Origin of the sequence: Stenotrophomonas maltophilia group sp. RY12688, from assembly GCF_052149045.1 — a bacterium.
GTDB classification, from domain to species: domain Bacteria; phylum Pseudomonadota; class Gammaproteobacteria; order Xanthomonadales; family Xanthomonadaceae; genus Stenotrophomonas; species Stenotrophomonas sepilia.
Map to the genome: position 1 here is coordinate 2,448,228 of NZ_CP197389.1, position 18,782 is coordinate 2,467,009.

Below are 18,782 nucleotides of genomic sequence, written 5' to 3' on the forward strand. Positions count from 1 at the left end.
GTCCTCAGAGATCCAGGGTCAGGTCGGTGGTCGGTGCGCTCACGCAGATCCGCACCGGCTGTGCCGATTCGGACTGCAGGTCGCCGGTGCGCAGGTGGCGGGTGGCGCCACTGACGCGGTCACAGCTACAGGTATTGCAGATGCCCATGCGGCAGCCATGCTTGGGCTTGATGCCATGGGCTTCGAGGCTTTCCAGCAACGAGCGGCCGCGCGGCACGCTCAGCTGGCGGCCACTGCGGGCAAGGGTCAGCGACACTTCGCCTTCGCTGCTGGCGTCGCGCAACGGCGCCGGCGGAGTGAACGCTTCCGCCTGGAAACCCGCGACCTGGTGCGCCAGGCGTTCGCGCGCAGCGGCAACGAATCCATCCGGGCCACAGGCCAGCACGTGGCGCTGCGCCAACGGGGTGTCATCGCCGGCGACCTGCAGATCGTGAGTATCGATGCGTGCGGCAGGCGCATCACCCTCGCGGGTGGTCAGCAGGTGCACACGCAGGTTCGGCTGGCGCGCGGCCAGCGCCTGCAGCTCATCACGGAACTGCAGCTGGGCGGCACTGCGCTCCCAGTAGAACAGGTCCACCGGCGCGGCCAGCGGGCGCTGGCAGGCGTCGCGCAGCAGGCTGCGCATCGGCGTGATGCCACTACCGGCCGCCAGCAGCAATACCGGAGCCGCGGCCGGCAACTGGAATTCTCCGAACGCAGCCTCCACGCGGAACAGCTCGCCCGGCTGCGCATGGTTGACCAGATGCTGGCTGACCCGGCCGCCCTCGACCGCCTTGACGGTGATCGCCAGTTCGCGCGGTCCCAGTGCGGTGGGGCTGTAGCTGCGCTGCCACAGGCGTCCTTCAATCTCCACGCCGAGGGTGACGTGCTGGCCCGCGCGCATGCCGGCCCAGTGCCGGTTGGTGCGCAGGACCAGGGTCGCCGCGCCCTCGCCGGCCGGCTCGCGCCGGACCAGGCGGGCCACCGGCTCGCGCAGGGTCCACAGGGGATTGAGCTGGCCCGCCCAGAAATCGAACAGCGACGGCGAGAGCCAGCGGTACGGAGAGAACAGGGATGGACGGACGACAGCGCTCATGGGCGCACTATACGGGCGCACATACACCTGTGTATACATGTGTATATTGAACCGGATTGGGTATGATTCAGCCTCGCCCCACCGGAACCGTCATGGCCGCCGCCACCGTCTTGTCGACGCCTGAAGATGCCAACAGCCCGGCCCGCCGTACGGTGAGCCGCGAAGATCTGCTGGCCGCCGCCCTGAAGCTGATCGGGCCGCACCGCAGCCTGTCCACGCTCAGCCTGCGCGAAGTGGCACGCGAGGCCGGCATCGCGCCGAACAGCTTCTACCGGCAGTTCCGCGACATGGACGAACTGGCCGTAGCGCTGATCGACGCAGCCGGCCGCTCGCTGCGCACCATCATCGGCGAGGCCCGCCAGCGCGCCACCTCCACCGCCACCAGCGTGGTGCGGGTTTCGGTGGAGACCTTCATGGAACAGCTGCGCGCCGACGACAAGCTGCTGCACGTGCTGTTGCGCGAAGGCGCGGTCGGCTCGGACGACTTCAAGCACGCAGTCGAGCGCGAGCTGCATTATTTCGAGGAAGAGCTGCAGCACGACCTGGTGCGCCTGGCCGCACTGGATGGCGCGGTGCTGCACGCTCCGGAACTGGTAGCCAAGGCCATCACCCGGCTGGTGTTCGCGATGGGCGCCACCGCCATGGACCTGCCTCCGGAGAAGGATCCGGAGCTGGTCGAACAGATCTCCACGATGATCCGCATGATCATCGTCGGCGCCCGCACGCCCGCCGCATTCCGCCGCGGCTGACGATCGCGCCCTGGGGTCGGATCCCTTTCCAAAGGAAAGGGCTCTGACCCCAACCTCACTGCCCACACGGCAACTCCATCCTCCGGACATGACCACCGGCAGGTTTGTGGTTGTTTTATGTAATGTTATAACACTCCCTGATCTGACCCGGCCGGCGCTCCACTCGGAATTGCTGCGGCTTCGTTATATAGCGCTTGCTATATTGATAAGCCGCTGCTTCCATATGCATCAGCCAGGTCGCCCTCGCCGCCTTTCTTCCCCCAAGGACGACGCCCTCATGTGCTCTATCCCCCACCGCTTCCGAAGGTTGCCGCTGGCCGCCGCCATTACCCTGGCCCTGCCGCTGCCTGCACTGGCTGACACTCCGAAACCGACCGAACTGGACCGTGTGCAGGTCAAGGTCAGCACCGCCACGCGCAGTGAACGCCTGCTGTCGGACGTGCCGATCCGCACGGAAGTGCTGCGCAAGGAAGACATCGCGCTGCGCGCGGCCACCGACTTCTCGCGCGCCGCCGAGCTGATCAACGGCCTGCGCGTGGAGAGCAACTGCCAGAACTGCAACACCAGCGAAGTACAGCTGCTGGGCCTGCCCGGCGCCTACAACCAGCTCCTGTTCGATGGCATCCCGCTGCTGTCCACGCTGGGCAGCGTGTACGGCCTGGAACAGATCCCGGCCGGGTTCGTCGACCGCATCGAAGTGGTCAAGGGCGGTGGATCGGCGCTGTACGGACCGGGCGCGGTTGCCGGTGTGATCAACCTGATTCCGCCGCTGCCGGCGCGCAGCGGCGGCCATGTGCAGGCCGGCGTGGATGTGCTGGAGGGTACACCTCAGAAGAACGCCGACGTTCGACTGGACCTGGTCGCCAAGGACGCAGACGCCGGTCTGTCGGTGATTGCCCAGCGCAACTGGAACAACGGCATCGACTACAACGGTGACGGCTACACCGAGATCACCCGCAAGAACCTCAAGGTCGGCGGGCTGCAGGCCTGGTACGCGCCCACGCCGGGCACGCGGCTGCGCCTGGACCTGCAGGTGACCGATGAAACCCGCCGCGGCGGCAATCGCCTGGACCAGCCAGAGTACCTGACCAACATCGCCGAATCGCTGGATACGAAATACCGCCGCGGCAGTGTGTCGTGGGACCAGGAGATCACCGCCGACGTCGATTTCCGCCTGGCCTACGCCTTCGCCGACATCGACCGCGACAGCTTCTACGGCGGCCTGGGCGACGTGGTCACCGATCCCTCGGCGCCCGGCCATGACCCGTTGCAGCTTGACCGCAACCTGGCCGGCAGCGCGGCCTCGCGTTCATGGCGCCAGTACGGCCACACCCACAACCCGCTGCACTACATCGACAGCCAGTTGAACTGGCGGCTGGGCGCGCATGCACTGGCCTTCGGTGTGCAGTACAAGCACGAGGCGCTGGGCGACGACAACCGTACCGGTGATGGCCAGCGCCTGGCGGTGCTGGAAGACGCCACCTTCCACAACATCGGCGCCTTCATCCAGGACGAGTGGAGCCTGCGCGACAACGTCGACCTGGTATTGGGTGCGCGCGTGGACAAGAGCTCGGAACTGGACAGCGCAGTGTTCTCGCCGCGTATCGCGCTGGCCTGGCAGGCGACCCCGAACCTGAAGTGGCGCGCCGGCATCGCCACCGGCTTCCGTGCCCCGGAGATCTTCGCCGAGGACGTGCATGTCGATACGCTGGGTGGCGAGCAGGTGCGCGTGCGCAACACGGACGGTCTGAAAGAGGAACGCGCGTTGACCACCCTGTTCGGCTTCGACTGGCGTTCGGACCCGGCCAATCCGGTGTGGAGCTGGGATGCCACCGCCTCCTATGCACGCATCCGCGACACCTTCGCGCTGGGCGAGATCCAGCGCGGCGATGACGGCCAGCTGAGCCAGCTGCGCTACAACGCTTCCGGCTCCAACGTGCTGGGCGCGGAAACCAACCTCGGCTGGCAACCCTCGCCGCAGTGGCGCCTGACCGCCGGTGCCTCGTGGTACCGCTCACGCTTCCGCGAACCGCAGCGCATCTTCGATGACACCGGCGACGGCGGTGACACCGTGATCGAAAGCCGCGACTACCTGAAGACACCGCGCTGGACCGGCCTGGCACAGCTCAGCTGGATTCCGGCCGAACCGTGGGAGACCTTCGTCGCGCTGCGCCATACCGGGCCGATGTCGGTGCTGAACAACCGGCTGGGCGAGCTGCACCGCACACGTTCGTTCCTGGTCACCGACCTTGGTGCGCGCTGGCACCGGCATCTGGGCGCACAGGCGCAGCAGGAAGTGTCGGTAGCTGCGGGCGTCAAGAACGTATTCGACCAGCGCCAGAAGGACCTCGAAGTGGGCGCGCTGCGGGACAGCGACTATGTCTACGGGCCGCGCTTCGCGCGCTCGTGGTACCTCAACCTGCGCTATGCGTTCTGAAGCACTGCGGACGCTGTTGCTGACCGGCGCGCTCCTGCTGGCCGTACCGGCGATGGCGGCAGACCTGCACGCGCAGGTCGCCGCCTCGTTGATGCGGCCAGAACAGCGGTCACTGCGGCCCATGCAATGGTCGCCGCCACCGAAGCTGGTGGCGCTGTACTTCGGCGCCGACTGGTGTGCACCGTGCCATGCCTTCGTACCCACGCTGCGCAGTGTGCGCGACGCGTTGCGCGAGACCGGCGCCGATACCGAAGTGGTGTACGTCAGCCTGGATGAGAGCGAGGCTGCATTGCGGCGCTACATGCACGCGCAGGACATGCCGTGGCCGGTACTGGACCCGCGCCGCGCCGCGCGCATGCCCGCACTGCAGGCACTGGCCGCGCTGGGACCACCGAACCTGGTGCTGATCGATGCGGATGGGAAGGTGCTGGCCAACGGATGGCAGGGCCGGCGCTATGAAGGCCTGCAGCCAGTGTTGAAGGAATGGACGAAACGCGCGTGCGCGCAACAGCAGGCGCGCTGCCCGCCTGGATTGTAGATCCACGCCATGCGTGGATGCTCCCTGTCATCGCGCGAACAGCAGCCGAGCATGGCTCGGCTCTACAGGAAACGTGGCTCAGCCGCCCTCGGCCCTGCGCACGAATGCCTCGAACAACGCCAGCGTCTGTTCGCTGACATGGTGCTCGATGCCCTCCGCATCGCGCCGCGCGGTGTCTGCGTCCACGCCCAGCGCCAGCAGGAAACGCTCCACGGTCTGGTGCCGCTGGCGGCTGGCATGGGCCAGCGCCTCGCCTTCCGGGGTCAGGAACACGCCGCGGTACGGCCGCTGCACCACCCAACCATCACGGGCCAGGCGCCGCAGCATCTTCGCCACGGTGGGCTGGGCCACACCCAGGCGCGTGGCAATGTCGACCTGGCGGGCCTCGCCGCCATCGGCCAGCAGGTCCGAAATCAGCTCGACATAGTCCTCCACCAGTTCCATCCGGTGCGCCTCGCGCACTTGCCGGAAGCTCTCGACCTGGCGCTCGGCCTCGATCAAGGGGGTGCTTTTCAGCGATGTCGAATCGTCGGTCTTGCCCACGCCTGCGCCTGTCCTTCCGGGGTGATCCAGTGTTGAACCTGAATTCTGGACCAGTAACGCGATAAAGACGATTGTTTCACATTGCTAATGACTATAGCAGGAGCTATATTCGGACCCATGAACACCCTGGCGCCCCGCGACCCTTCGGCCTCCACTCCGGCCAGCCTGGGTGCGCTCAACGCCTCGGTCGCGGTGCCCGACAAGGGCCAATGGTGGTTCCGCCTGCTGGCCTTCCTTGGTCCGGGCTACATGATCTCGGTCGGATACATGGACCCAGGCAACTGGGCCACCGACCTCGCCGGCGGTTCGCGCTTCGGCTACCTGTTGCTGTCGGTCATCCTCATTTCCAACCTGATGGCGGTGATCCTGCAGGCGCTGTCGGCACGGCTCGGCATCGCCACCGGCATGGACCTCGCGCAGGCCTGCCGCGCCCGCTACCCGAAGCCGGTGAACCTGGCGCTGTGGGCGCTGTGCGAGGCGGCGATCATCGCCTGCGACCTGGCCGAGGTGATCGGCACCGCGATCGCGCTGAAGCTGCTGTTCGACCTGCCACTGCTCTGGGGCGCGGTGATCACTGCGCTGGATACGCTGCTGGTGCTGCTGCTGATGAACCGCGGCTTCCGTGCGCTGGAAGCCTTCGTGATCGCGCTGCTGATGGTGATCTTCGCCTGCTTCGTGGTGCAGATCGCGATGGCTGCGCCGCCAGTGATGGCGGTGCTGGGAGGCTTCATTCCGCGCGCGCAGGTGGTGACCGATCCGCACGCGCTGTACATCGCGATCGGCATCATCGGTGCCACGGTGATGCCGCACAATCTCTACCTGCATTCGTCCATCGTGCAGACCCGCGCCTACCCGCGTACCAATGAAGGCCGCCGCAGTGCGCTGCGCTGGGCGGTTACCGATAGCACTCTCGCGTTGACACTCGCATTGTTCATCAACGCCAGCATCCTGATCCTGGCGGCGGCGGTGTTCCATGCCAATGGTCGTTTCGACGTGGAAGACATCGAGCAGGCGCACCAGCTGCTGGCGCCGATGCTGGGCGTGGGCGCGGCGGCGACGTTGTTTGCGATCGCGTTGCTGGCCTCCGGCCTGAACTCGACGGTGACCGCGACGCTGGCCGGCCAGATCGTGATGGAAGGTTTCCTGCACCTGCGAATGCCGCCGTGGCTGCGACGGCTGATCACCCGCGCACTGGCGATCATTCCGGTGGTGGTGGTGATCCTGCTGTTCGGCGACCAGGGCGCGGTGAAGCTGCTGGTGCTGAGCCAGGTGGTGCTGTCGATGCAGCTGCCGTTCGCGATCATCCCGCTGGTGCGGATCGTGACCGACAAGGTGACGATGGGGGCGCTGGTGGCCCCGCGCTGGCTGGGCGCGATCGCCTGGGTGATCGCGCTGGTGATCGTGGTGTTGAACGTGAAGCTGCTGGTGGATACCTTCAACGGCGCATAGCGTGAAATGCCAAGGCGCCGTTGAAGAGTCGAGCCATGCTCGACTCATCGCACCCGGCACGAACAGCAGCCGAGCATGGCTCGGCTCTACAAATGTAACGCGATCGCGGCCTCGATCTGCTGCGGCGACTGGAACCCGGCCAGGCGCGTGCGTTCGTTACCATCACGGAACAGGGACAGCGTCGGCGTCTGCCGCAGCCCCAGTTCCCTGAAGAACGCCTCACCCAGCACTTCCAGCTGCACGCGAAGCAAGGTGGTGCCCTGCCCCGCCACGCTGTTGGCCACGCGGTGCAGCGACACTTCCAGCATCCGGCACCCGGGGCACTGGTCCTTGTGGAAATCCACCAGCACCCGCGGGTGCTCGGCCAGCAGCTGCTGGAACTGCTCAGGCGTGGTGGCGTCGATGATCTGCATCGTGGTTGCTCCAGTAGTGGGCCAGGACCGCATCGGTCCAGGCGTCGATGGCTTCGGCATGACGCTCGCCATGCGGCATCTGTTCGATCTCCAGCGGCGGGTAGTCGCTGCGGAAATAGCGGATCAGCCGGTGCACGGCACCACAGTAGTACTCCTGCCCCCACTGCGTTTCGCCGGTGCCGAACACCGCCAGCTGGCGTGGCTGCTGACCGCGCTCGGCAATGCCAGCCACCCACGCCTTCATCTCCGCTGGCGTGCGCCCGGCGTTGTCGGTCCAGCAGCCCAGCAGCACCAGGTCGGCCTCGCCGGCAGCCAGCGGCGGCGCCTGCCGCAGGTCGTCGGCCTCCTGCCAGTGCACCGCATGACCTGCGGCGCGGCAGCGCTCGGCGATCTGCCGGCCGAGCTCGCGGGTGTTGCCGCTCAAGGAGGCGACCACCATCAGGATGCTCAGCGCGGTGCCGGGCTCAGAGGTCGTCGAAGCCGTTGTCGACGTTGGTCTTCTTGTAACTTGCATTGCGCATCTCGAAGAAGTCGGTCTTGGTCTCGGTGAAGTTGTCGGCGTAGGCCCTGATCCAAGGCATCACGTTGTCGGTGGTGTCGCTGTACAGGCGCTCGATGCCGAGCATGCCGGCCATCTTGTTGGCGCGGTACTTCACGTAGCGCACCATCTCGTCCACGTCGATGCCATCGATGCCATCCAGCACCTCCGACGACCACTGCGTCTCAAGCTCGATGGCATGTTCGAATGACTGGTGCACATAGGCGGTCAACTCATTGGTCTGCAGCTCGGGGTTTTCGCCGATGATGGCGCGGATCAGCTCGCTGATGAACTTGGTATGGGCCAGCTCGTCGCGATTGATGAAGCTGATGATCTTGCCGGTGCCGTTCATGCGGTTCTGCCGCACCATGTTGTAGAAGTACGCGAACCCGGAATAGAAATTGATGCCCTCCAGGATCGAGGACTGGATCAACGACTTGAGCAGGGTCTCGGCGGTCTTCTCGCGCATGAAGTCGTCGTACGCACCCATGATCGGGGCATTGCGCTTGATGATGGTCGGGTGGGTGCGGGCGATCTCGAAGATCCGGTTCTGGTTCGGCAGGTCGGTGATCGAGGCCAGCACGTAGCTGTAGCTCTCGTTGTGGATCACTTCCTGCTGGCCGATGATGGCTGCGTTGGCATGCGCGGCCGGGTCGGTGATGTACTCGGCCACGTTGTAGATGAAGCGCGTCTGCGGTGAATCCAGCGTGGCCAGCAGGCCGATGATTGAATCGTAGGCGTTCTTTTCGCGCCCTGACAGCTCGCCGTACTGGCGCGCATCCAGCTTCATGTCCACTTCGTCGGGAATCCAGAAGTTGGTCGACAGCTCCTTGTAGGCCCGATAGAACGACGGGTACGGGATATCGTTCCAGTTGAGGATGCCGCTGGTCTGGCCGTTGATGATGCCGGTGCTGCGGTTGGGATGGCGCGGTTCGAGGATCTTGATGCGGTCGAGGGGGGTTGCCATGGGCTTCTGCCTTCGTTCTCTTTCTATCGTGTTGCCGGCCAGCGGCCGGCACTACCGTGGGTCGCCGGTGGTCAGCTGGCGCACCACTCGCATTCGCTGATGTCGATGTCGTTGGAGCGCACGTAATAGGTGGTCTTCAGGCCTTCGCGCCAGGCGCTCAGGTGCAGCTCCAGCAGCGTGCTCGCACGGATGGTGCTGGGCACGTACAGGTTGAAACTGATCGACTGGTCGACATGCCGCTGGCGGCGCGCGTTCTGGCGCACGCTGGCGAACTGGTCGACCTTGTAGGCGCCCTTCTCGTAGTACGGCCAGGTCTCCAGCGACAGTCCCGGTGCTGCCACCGGCCGCCGGAAGTCCTTCTTCTCCTCGTAGTAGAACGCGCTGTAGATCGGGTCGATCGAAGCGGTGGAACCGGCAATCTGCGCGGTGCTCATGTTCGGCGCCACGGCCAGCAGCCATCCGTTGCGCAGGCCGTGCGTGGCGACCTCGCGGGCCAGGCTGTCCCATGCGGCGCCAGTGTAGTCGCGGTCACGGAAGTAGCGCCCGTTGTGCCAGTCGCTGCCCGCGAACATCGGGTAGCTGCCCTTCTCCTGCGCCAGTTGCGCGCTGGCCTGGATGGTCAGGAAGTTGATGCGTTCGTAGAGACGGTCGGCCAATTCTTCGGCATCCGGAGATTCCCACTGGATCGCCTGCTGCGCCAGCAGGTGGTGCCAACCGAACGTGCCCAGGCCGATGGCGCGGTACTTGCGGTTGGTGATCGTGGCCTGCGGCACCGGCAACGCATTGAGGTCGATCACGTTGTCGAGCATGCGCACCTGGATCGGGATCAGGCGCTCCAGCACATCGGTGGCCAGCAGGTCATCCGGCGCACTGATCGCCCGGCCGAGGTTGATCGAGGACAGGTTGCAGACCACGAAGTCGCCCGCACGGCGCGTGGTGACGATCTGGTCGCCGCTGACGATCTCCTGGATCATCCGCGTCGGGCTCATGTTCTGCAGGATCTCGGTGCACAGGTTGCTGGAATAGATCATGCCTGCGTGCTTGTTCGGATTCCTGCGATTGACCTCGTCGCGGTAGAACAGGAACGGGTTGCCGGTCTCCAGCTGGCTGAGCATGATCCGCTTGAACAGATCAATGGCCTTCACCGTTCGGCGGCTGATGCTCTCATCGGCCACCAGCTCGGCATAGCGGTCGCGGAAGCTGCCCGAACCGCGCTTCTCATCGTAGAAGTCCTGCAGGTACCAGCCCTTGGCCTGCTTCACCTCGTGCGGGTCGAACAGGTACCAGTCGGCGCGGCGCTCGACCGCTTCCATGAACAGGTCGGGTACGCACACCGAGGTGAACACATCGTGCGCGCGCAGGCGCTGGTCGCCGTTGTTCAGGCGCAGGTCCATGAAGGCTTCGATGTCGCGATGCCAGATGTCCAGGTACACCGCCACTGCGCCCTTGCGCTGGCCAAGCTGATCAACCGACACCGCCGTGTTGTTGAGCTGCTTGATCCACGGCACCACGCCGCCGGAGGAGTTGGCCACGCCACGGATCGGTGCGCCGCTGCTGCGCACGTAGCCCAGGTAGGCGCCAACACCGCCGCCGTGCTTGGACACGCGCGCGATATCGGTGTTGGAGTCATAGATGCCCTGCAGGCTGTCGTCCACCGTGTCGATGAAGCAGCTGGACAGCTGGCCGCCCACCTTGCCGGCGTTGGCCAGGGTCGGCGTAGCCACCGTCATGTACAGGTTGGACAGCGCCCAGTACGCCTCGCCGACCAGCTGCATGCGGCGTTCGCGCGGCTTTTCCTCCTGCATCAGGTACAGCGCAATGGTCAGCCAGCGCTCCTGCGGCAGTTCATAGACCTCGCGGCTGCGGTCGCTGGCCAGATAGCGGGTGGCCAGCAGGTACAGGCCGTTGTAGGCGAACAGGCGGTCGCGTTCCGGATCGATCATCTCACCGGCCTGCTGCAGCTCTTCCTTCGAATAGCAGCGCAGGATGTCGTTGCTGTAGATGCCGCGGTCAGCCAGGCTTTCCTGCAGGCCCACGTAAGAGCCGTACTTCAGGCTGACATCGTAGAAGCGGTTGCGGCTGGCACGCTTGTACAGGCGGCGCAGGTAGATGCGCGCGGCGAACTGTTCCCACTCGGGCGCGACCAGGTCCACCCGCGATTCGGCCTCGCGGATCAACAGATCGACCAGGTCATCGGCGCTGATGCTGGGCTTGCGCTCGACCATTGCCTGCACCACGCGGCGGTAGTCGCTCACATCCAGCTGCGGGAACTCGGCATGCACGGCATCGATGCTGCGCTGCAGGCGCTCGGCGTCGAACGGCAGGCGGCGGTTGCCGGCCTCCTTGGTGATCCAGGTCCGTACGCGCTCGCCACCGGCGCGCAAGGCGTCGCCAGCGCCGGCCGGATCGGCCACGCGGAAGGTACTGTCGGTCATGGTGGTGAAACTCCAGGCTCGCACGCGCATTGGCGCTCGATGCCATGGCGGCCCTGGACGCGATACCGGCGCACGGGGCGAACGGGTGGATTGCCAGGGTGCGGGAACGTAGGTCGTCGGCATCTGCCTGCGCCTGCGGCCGGTATCCGGGCCGTGGGGGGCGACCTGCGTCCGCACGATGGCGGCCGCGTCGACACGGCAAGCCTTCAGGGGCGGGCCGCGGGACGTTTGCTGCATGTCCGGCGGCGGCGGCTGACCGGGAGTGACGGCCACAACATAGTGGGGATGACGCGCACCGTCAACACAAGATGCGGTAATCACGACATGCCGCGACGATCAGTCGCAGGATGCCGTGTTGCAGCGGCGACGCCTTGTCGACATGCCCTGCGTCCCCAGTTCGGTACAACATCCACTTTCCCCGGAACACCGCCCCATGCGCGCTGCCCAGTACTCCTCCTTCGGCAACCCGGCCGACGTCCTCGCCATTGCCGATGCCGCCCTGCCCGAGCCCGGCCCCGGCGAGGTGCGCATCCGCACCGTGCTGGCCTCGATCCACAACCACGACCTGCTGACCGTGCGTGGCCTCTACGGGTACAAGCCGACATTGCCGGCGATCGGTGGCAGTGAAGCACTGGGCGTGGTCGATGCACTCGGCGATGGCGTGGACGGCCTGCAGATCGGCCAGCGGGTAGCCGCCGCCTCGGTGCACGGCACCTGGGCCGAGGCCTTCGTCGCACCGGCACGCATGGTGATTCCGATGCCGGAGGCGATCCCGGACGAGATGGCCGCACAGTTGATCGCGATGCCGCTGAGCGCGCTGATGCTGCTGGAATTCCTGCACGTCCAAGCAGGCCAGTGGATCGTGCAGAACACCGCCAACGGCGCGGTCGGCAAGTCGCTGGCGATGCTGGCAAAGGCGCGCGGCGTGCACGTGGCCAACCTGGTGCGCAATGCCGCGGCCGTAGCGCAGTTGCAGGCGCTGGGCATCGATCATGTATTCGACACCTCGGTGGACGGCTGGAAGGATCGCGTGCGTGAGGCGACCGGCGAAGCACAGGCCGCGGCCGCAGTGGATTCCATCGGCGGCGACGCCAGTGGCGATCTGGTCGACCTGCTCGGCCACCACGGCACGCTGGTGTCGTTCGGTGTGATGAGTGGCGAACCGATGCACATTCTCGCCGGCGGCCTGATCTACAAGGAGGCCACGGTGAAGGGCTTCTGGGGCAGCAAGGTCAGCCAGGCGATGGCGGTGGAGGACAAGCGCCGGCTGGTCGGCGAGCTGCTCAAGCGCGCGGCCAGCGGCGAACTGACCTTGCCGGTGGAGCAGATCTTCGCGCTGGACGATATCGCCCAAGCGGCGAAGGCGGGCGCCGGTTCGGGCCGTAACGGCAAGGTGCTGCTGCGGCCGTGATGGCCGGACAACCGGGGTCAGATCCTTTTCCAACGGAAAGGGATCTGACCCCCAGGAGGAGTGCGGACCAACGGTCCGCACCCACCGAGTCGGCTCGTTAAGAACCTGTGATGTATAACTGAATGCGCTTTCGTCATTGGAAGGCGCAGGTACCTGCATGCGGTACTGACGGCTCCTCCCCCGTTCGGCGTTGCCGCTTCCATGTACCGCACCACCCTGAACCTGCTTGCCGGCGCGATCGCGCTGGGCCTCACTGCTGGCACCGCCAGCGCCTCTGAAACCACCGATGCCGGCAAGGACAGCACCACCCTCGGCGCCGTGCTGGTGACCGGCTCCAACATCAAGCGCAGCGATACCGCCGGGCCCAACGCGGTGCAGATCGTCAGCCGTGAACAGATCGAGCAGACCGGCCGCTCCACCCTCACCGACGTGCTGCGCAATCTGTCGGCCAATGCCGGCAACAGCTTCGACGAGCAGTACACGGGCAGCTTCGCCGCCGGCTCTGCATCGATCGGCCTGCGTGGCCTGTCGCCGAAGAACACGCTGGTGCTGGTCAACGGCTACCGCGTGTCCAACTTCGGCTTCGCGCTCAATACCCAGGACACGTTCGTCGACCTCAACGCGCTGCCGATCAGCGCAGTCGAGCGCATCGAAGTGCTCAAGGATGGTGCTTCGGCGGTGTATGGCTCCGATGCCATCGCAGGTGTCATCAACATCATCCTGCGCAGGAACTTCCAGGGCGTGGAAGTGGGTGGCGGCTTCGGTACCGCCACCCAGGGCGGCCTGAACGAACGCAAGGCCAACCTGCTGGCCGGCTTCGGCGACCTCGAACAGCAGGGCTGGAACGTGCTGTTCGGCTTGGACCTGCTCAAGCGTGATCGCCTCGACGCCGACCAGCGCGCCTATACCCGCAGCGGCGATTTCCGCGACAAGCCCGGCGGACGCCTGGCCGGCTGGTCCACCGCCGGTGGCAACTGGCTGTCCAACCCACGTGCACCTCAGCCGTTCGCCAACTGCCCCGAGGGCAGCCAGCTGCGCCCGTACAGCGACTTCGGCAGTACCCTGCCCGGCCAGGCCTGCGCCTTCAATGCGCAGCCGTTCAAGACCCTGCAACCCGGCGCCGAGCGCCTGCAGGCCTCGTTGAGTGCAACCTACCGCTTCAATGACAGCGTCGAGGCCTTCGCCGATATGCTGTACAGCCACAACAAGGCCGACCAGATCTTCAGCGCGCCGCTGACCGTCGGCCCCGGCCTGCGCGCGTACAACCCGGCCACCGGCACGCTGATTGACGTGCCGGCGGTGCTGCCGGTCGGCCACCCGAACAACCCGGGCAGCACGCCGCTGCCGTTCGAGTACACCTTCTTCGATCTCGGCCCGCGCCTGAAGGACAACACGCAGGTGTTCTACCGTGCCCTGGCCGGCGTGCGCGGCAGCGGTGAACGCTGGGACTGGGAAGTCGCGGCGCTGACCTCGCAAAGTGCGCAGCGCGAGTACGTCGACAATTTCGTCAACCGCTATGCGTTCGAACAGATCCTGCGCGACGGCAGCTACAACTTCCTCAACCCGTCCGCCACGCCGGGCGCGCTGGATGCACTGCGTCTGCAGACCAAGCGGCCAGGCTGGTACAAGCTGCACGCGTTGAACCTGAAGGCCTCGACCTCGCTGTGGCAGATGCCCGCCGGTACGGTCGGCTTTGCCTGGGGTGCCGAGTTCCGCAAGGAATCGCTTGACGCGCGCACCAGCGCGCAGGTGCTGTCGGGCACCGAACTGCGCCCGGCCATCAACGTGGTCAACGGCGAGCGCCAGGTCAGTGCCGCCTATGCCGAACTGAGCGTGCCACTGCACCGCACGTTGGAGCTGCAGGCGGCTGGCCGCGGCGATCACTATGACGACTTCGGCAAGGCGTTCTCGCCGAAGGTGGCGCTGCGCTGGCAGCCGCTGGACAGCCTGCTGCTGCGTGGTTCGTTCTCGCGTGGCTTCCGCGCCCCCTCGCTGCCGGAGATCGCGCCCGGCCAGACCGTCAGCTACGGCTCGGTGATCGATCCGCTGGATCCGCTGCAGCCCGGCGGCAGCCGTGGCGTCACCAACATCCGCACCGGCAACCCCGACCTGAAGGCCGAACGCTCGCGCAACTTCAACGTGGGTGCGGTGTGGTCTCCGGATGGTGATACCAGCATCGGCCTGGACTGGTACCGCATCGAGCAGGACAACCTGGTCAAGCCGGACAGCGCGCAGTTCATCGTCGACAACCCGACCCTGTTCCCGGGCCGCGTGCAACGTGATGCCCAGGGACGCATCCAGTTCATCTCCAACCAGTATGCCAACCAGGGCGAGTTGACCACCTCGGGGCTGGACCTGGACGCCAGCCGCACCTTCCGTACCGACGGCTGGGGCAACTTCACCGTGGCCGGCAGCTGGACCCACCTGCTGAGCTTCAAGCAGCCGCTGGTGGCTGGCCAGTCGCCGTACGAAGGCGCCGGCAACAACCGCCACGGCGCACTGCCGCGTACGCGCGGCACCACCTCATTGAACTGGGCGGTGGGCGACTGGAGCAGCACGCTGAGCCTGCAGTACGTGAGCGGCTACGACCAGCGCGTGGCGACGGCGACCAGCAATCCGGGGCTGCGTAACCGCGTCAAGCCGTATCACCAGCTGGACCTTTACGTGGCGTACGAGGGAATTCCGAATACCACGCTGTCGCTGTCGGTGCTGAACCTGACCGACAAGGATCCGCCGTTCGATCCGGCTGGCGGTTCCAACGGCTTCGACATCAGCCAGTACAACCTTCGCGGACAGTTCGTCTCGCTGGGTGCGCGCTACCGGTTCTGATGCGCCAACGGGGCGGCGATGGTGCGCCGCCCCGTTCGCGTTGCCGGCCAGCGGCCGGCACTACCATCACCGGCTCAGGTGCAGGAACTGCAGGTGCCGTTCGTACTGGCTGATGATGTCGTTGATGATCTGCTTGCGGCTGTAGCCCACCAGGTCGTAGTCCTGGCTGCCTTCGAACAGATGCACCTCGGCGCGGTAGTAGCGCTGGTTGCGCAGCTGCTGCGCGGCAAACGACGGGGTCAGGTAGCCGCTCAGGATCACCCGGTACAGGAAGTCCTGCTGCTCGCCGTGGTTCACCGTCAGCTCCATGTCGCCGGCCTCGAAGCGGGTGGATACATCCCAACCCTGCCCGCGCAGCTGTTCGGCCACCGCCTCCATCGCCGGCTTCACGGTGTCATCCATGAAGCGGTAGACCTGGTCGCGCACCGGGAAGTGCATGGCCTGGCTCAGGCGCTGGCGCCAGCCCTGATGATGGCGATCGTCTCCGATCAACGGCGAAGGCCGGTACTGCAGCGCGCGCTTGCGGTGCGACTCGTCACTGAACGCGCGGGTCAGGCCCCACATCATCAGCAGCAGGATCGCCGAGAACGGCAGCGATGCCAGCACCACCGCCGATTTCAATGCATCGATGCTGCCGGCCAGCAACAACCCTGCGGTCAGCACCGCAATCACTGTGCCCCAGAACACGCGCAGCCAGCGCGGACCATCGTCTTCGGGTGATCCACCATGCGACGACAGCGTGGACAACACCACCGCTCCCGAATCAGCGGAGGTCACGAAGAAGATGAAGCTCACCAGCACCGTCACCGCGATCACCGTGCGGCTCCACGGGTAGCCATCCAGCAGTGCATACAACACGGTCGGTGGGTCATCCACCGCCAGCTGCGCCAGTTGCTGCTGGCCGTGGTGGAGCACCTGGTCCAGCGCGCTGTTGCCGAAGATCGACAGCCAGGCCAGGGTGAAGCCGAGCGGGATCAGCAGCACCCCGAACACGAATTCGCGGATGGTACGGCCACGTGAGATGCGCGCGATGAACAGGCCGACGAACGGTGCCCAGCCGATCCACCAGGCCCAGTAGAACACCGTCCAGCCGCCCAGCCATTCCGGTCGGCCGCCATAGGCGTACACATCGAAACTCTTGCCGACCACGCTGCCCAGGTAGTCGCCCAGGTTCTGCATCAGCGTGCTGAACAGGTACTGCGTCGGCCCGGCGAACAGCATGAACAGCACCAGCGCGATCGCCAGCAGCATGTTGATGTTGGCCATCCAGCGCACGCCCTTCTCGACGCCGGACACGGCCACGGCCACGGCCGCGCCCATCATGCTGACCACCAGGATGATCTGCACCAGGTTGGAGTGCGGAATGTCGAACAGGTGCGAGAGGCCGGCATTGAGGTGCAGCACGCCGAAGCCCATGTCGGCACCGATGCCGAATACGGTGGCGACGATGCCCAGCGCATCCACGGTGTAGCCGATCGGGCCATTGATGCGCTTGCCGATCAGTGGGTACAGCGCAGAGCGCAGGGCCAGTGGCAGGTTGTGGCGATAGGCGAAGTAGGCCATCGCCATCGCCGCCAGCGCGAACACGCCCCAGCCGTGCAGGCCCCAGTGCAGGAACAGCAGCTGCATGGCCTGGCGCGCGCCAGCCTCGCCTGCGGCCGGATCGCCCTGCGGCGGCTGCAGGTAGTGGGTCAGCGGTTCGGATACGCAGAAGAAGAACAGGGTGATGCTGATGCCGGCGGCGAACAGCATGCCGGCCCATGAGAGGTAACTGAACTCCGGCTCGTCATGGTCGGCACCCAGCTTGATGCCACCGTACTTGGACAACGCCACGCCCACCACGAACACCAGGTACAGGGTCATGGCCAGCAGGTAGTACCAGCCGACGTTGAGGGCGGCCCAGTCCTGTGCCTTGAGCAGAAGGCGGCCCGCGCCGAGCGGGAACAGGCTGACGAACAGCGCGAACGCCACGACAACGATCGCCGCGAAGGCGAACACAGGCCGAAGGGTGCGCACCGGGGATTGTTGCGGCTCCAGTACTTCCATGGGGCGGCGTTCTCCGGAAGATCAAAGGGTTAGCCGACCGAGTCTGGCTGAACCGCAGTGGACAGAGCATGAAGTTGCGGCCTGTGGTCGCAGGCCCGTCCGCTCATTCCGTGGTATCACGCGCGCGCTGCGACGCACCCTTGCTTGCGCGGGCCGCGCGCACCGCCTGCGGCGCGGCCACGCGCATCCTGTCCGATCACGACATTACATGCACCGCACACAGCTTGTTGCCATCCGGGTCACGCAGATAGGCCAGGAACACCTGCCGACCGGACATGTTGCGGACGCCGGGCGGATCTTCGATGGCGCTGCCACCGTGAGCCACTCCAGCTTCCTGCCAGGCACGCACGGCCTCTGCACTGCCCAGACTGAAACCGATGGTGCCGCCGTTGGCATGGCACGCTGGCTGCCCATCGATCGGCGCGGTTACACCGAACATCCGCCCATCCTTGAAGTACAGCAGCCGTCCCTTCTCGTCGAATACGCCCGCACGCGCGTCCATCGCGGCGAACAGGGCGTCGTAGAAGCGACGTGCGGCATCCATGTCGTTCGTCCCTACGGTGATGTGGCTGAACATGCGGGCACTCCATGTGGAAAACCGCAGTGTCGATGAGCGCGGGCGACTTCGCAAATCGCTGCACCCTCGCCGCCCCGCTCGCGACCGGGCGTGCTGCTACTTGGCGGTGCTGAGCAGCAGTACCGCCGCCGTGACCAGACCGATGCCGACCCAGCCGATCGGCCGCAGGCGGTTGCCGAACAACAGGCGGCCGCAGCTGGCGGTGCCGATCACGCCGATCGCCCCCCACATCGCATAGGCCGTGGCCAGATCCATGTAGCGCACGGCCTGGCCCAGCAGGGCGAAGGCGATCCAGACCAGGACGATCGCACCGACGCCCCAGCGCCAACGACGGAAACCTTCCGACTTGGCCACCATCATGTTGGCGGCGACGTCGATCAGCGCCGAGCAGATCACGAAAAACAGGGCCAGGGTGTTCATCAGTGCGCCTCCCCGAGGGTGACGCAGACGATGCCGGCCACCGCCAGCATCAGGCCGGCCAGCTGCTGCAGCGACAGGCTCTCGCCGAACACGGTGAGGCCGACCACGGTCAGCAGGGTCAGGCCGAGGCCTTCCCACACCGCGTAGGCCACGCCCACAGCAATGCGGCGCACCGACTGCGCGAGGAAGAAGTAGGACAGCGCCAGCGCGCCAGCCATGATCAGGTAGCCGCTCCAGCCGCCGTCGCGGGCGGCATGGGCCATGAACGAGGTGCCGACCACCTCGGCGATGATCGCCACGGTCAGGCAGGCCCAGGCGGCCAGCGCGCCACGGGCGGGAACAGTACGGGACATGT

16 protein-coding genes are annotated in these 18,782 nt (G+C 66.1%); 6 read left to right on the forward strand and 10 right to left on the reverse strand.

The genetic code is table 11. From position 1 onward, the window contains the following. Positions 1–4: 4 nt before the first annotated feature. Positions 5–1,075: a ferredoxin reductase gene (locus tag ACS0OT_RS11550; RefSeq protein ID WP_176556924.1), complete on the reverse strand. Its 1,071-nt coding sequence runs from the start codon at positions 1,073–1,075 to the stop codon at positions 5–7. Between the two features lie 92 nt (positions 1,076–1,167). On the opposite strand from ACS0OT_RS11550, the gene fabR reads away from it, so the two are divergent. The 3 genes from fabR (at position 1,168) to ACS0OT_RS11565 (ending at position 4,799) form a co-directional block, all read left to right on the forward strand. Beyond that, positions 1,168–1,824: an HTH-type transcriptional repressor FabR gene (gene fabR, locus ACS0OT_RS11555; protein ID WP_005416927.1), complete on the forward strand. Its 657-nt coding sequence runs from the start codon at positions 1,168–1,170 to the stop codon at positions 1,822–1,824. Positions 1,825–2,101: 277 nt separating this feature from the next. Then, positions 2,102–4,261 (forward strand): TonB-dependent receptor plug domain-containing protein, encoded by a 2,160-nt coding sequence (locus tag ACS0OT_RS11560; RefSeq protein WP_442255824.1) that lies wholly within the window; start codon positions 2,102–2,104, stop codon positions 4,259–4,261. After that, positions 4,251–4,799, forward strand: coding sequence for a thioredoxin-like domain-containing protein (locus ACS0OT_RS11565; protein WP_164093284.1), 549 nt, complete (start codon positions 4,251–4,253; stop codon positions 4,797–4,799). The genes ACS0OT_RS11560 and ACS0OT_RS11565 overlap by 11 nt, the downstream gene beginning before the upstream one ends. 78 nt (positions 4,800–4,877) lie before the next feature. On the opposite strand, the gene mntR is transcribed toward ACS0OT_RS11565, so the two are convergent. After that, positions 4,878–5,342 (reverse strand): manganese-binding transcriptional regulator MntR, encoded by a 465-nt coding sequence (gene mntR / locus ACS0OT_RS11570; RefSeq protein WP_005416934.1) that lies wholly within the window; start codon positions 5,340–5,342, stop codon positions 4,878–4,880. A gap of 117 nt (positions 5,343–5,459) precedes the next feature. On the opposite strand from mntR, the gene ACS0OT_RS11575 reads away from it, so the two are divergent. Further along, entirely contained in the window at positions 5,460–6,791 is a 1,332-nt protein-coding gene (locus tag ACS0OT_RS11575) for an Nramp family divalent metal transporter (RefSeq protein ID WP_164093283.1), read from the forward strand. An 86-nt stretch (positions 6,792–6,877) separates the two neighbouring features. Here ACS0OT_RS11575 and ACS0OT_RS11580 read toward each other — a convergent pair whose 3' ends face one another. From ACS0OT_RS11580 to ACS0OT_RS11595, 4 genes are all read right to left on the reverse strand, one after another. Further along, positions 6,878–7,204, reverse strand: a complete 327-nt coding sequence (locus ACS0OT_RS11580) for a thioredoxin family protein (RefSeq protein WP_005416939.1) — start codon at positions 7,202–7,204, stop codon at positions 6,878–6,880. Then, a complete protein-coding gene (locus ACS0OT_RS11585; RefSeq protein WP_080375118.1) occupies positions 7,176–7,643 on the reverse strand; it encodes a flavodoxin in 468 nt (155 codons plus the stop codon). Before ACS0OT_RS11585 ends, ACS0OT_RS11580 begins: the two co-directional genes overlap by 29 nt. Positions 7,644–7,668: 25 nt before the next feature. Then, positions 7,669–8,709 (reverse strand): ribonucleotide-diphosphate reductase subunit beta, encoded by a 1,041-nt coding sequence (locus tag ACS0OT_RS11590; protein WP_005416944.1) that lies wholly within the window; start codon positions 8,707–8,709, stop codon positions 7,669–7,671. A 71-nt stretch (positions 8,710–8,780) separates the two neighbouring features. Next, on the reverse strand, positions 8,781–11,144 hold the full coding sequence (locus tag ACS0OT_RS11595) for a ribonucleoside-diphosphate reductase subunit alpha (RefSeq protein WP_139727245.1): 2,364 nt from the start codon (positions 11,142–11,144) through the stop codon (positions 8,781–8,783). 433 nt (positions 11,145–11,577) lie between these two features. Here ACS0OT_RS11595 and ACS0OT_RS11600 point away from each other — a divergent pair, with 433 nt between their 5' ends. Beyond that, positions 11,578–12,555: a zinc-binding dehydrogenase gene (locus ACS0OT_RS11600; protein WP_442255825.1), complete on the forward strand. Its 978-nt coding sequence runs from the start codon at positions 11,578–11,580 to the stop codon at positions 12,553–12,555. 201 nt (positions 12,556–12,756) lie between these two features. Next, the gene (locus ACS0OT_RS11605) at positions 12,757–15,384 is read left to right on the forward strand and encodes a TonB-dependent receptor (RefSeq protein WP_164093282.1); all 2,628 of its coding nucleotides are present in this window, start codon (positions 12,757–12,759) and stop codon (positions 15,382–15,384) included. A gap of 66 nt (positions 15,385–15,450) precedes the next feature. Here the strand turns inward: ACS0OT_RS11605 and betT are convergent, their stop codons facing one another. From betT to ACS0OT_RS11625, 4 genes are all read right to left on the reverse strand, one after another. After that, positions 15,451–17,430 carry a choline BCCT transporter BetT gene (gene betT / locus ACS0OT_RS11610; protein WP_005416952.1) on the reverse strand — a complete coding sequence of 660 codons (1,980 nt, stop codon included), beginning with the start codon at positions 17,428–17,430 and terminating at the stop codon, positions 15,451–15,453. 196 nt (positions 17,431–17,626) lie between these two features. Next, positions 17,627–18,007: a VOC family protein gene (locus ACS0OT_RS11615; RefSeq protein ID WP_005416954.1), complete on the reverse strand. Its 381-nt coding sequence runs from the start codon at positions 18,005–18,007 to the stop codon at positions 17,627–17,629. Between the two features lie 96 nt (positions 18,008–18,103). Then, the gene (locus ACS0OT_RS11620; RefSeq protein ID WP_065179190.1) at positions 18,104–18,427 is read right to left on the reverse strand and encodes a DMT family transporter; all 324 of its coding nucleotides are present in this window, start codon (positions 18,425–18,427) and stop codon (positions 18,104–18,106) included. Beyond that, positions 18,427–18,780: an SMR family transporter gene (locus ACS0OT_RS11625; RefSeq protein WP_005416959.1), complete on the reverse strand. Its 354-nt coding sequence runs from the start codon at positions 18,778–18,780 to the stop codon at positions 18,427–18,429. The genes ACS0OT_RS11620 and ACS0OT_RS11625 overlap by 1 nt, the downstream gene beginning before the upstream one ends. Positions 18,781–18,782: the final 2 nt, after the last annotated feature.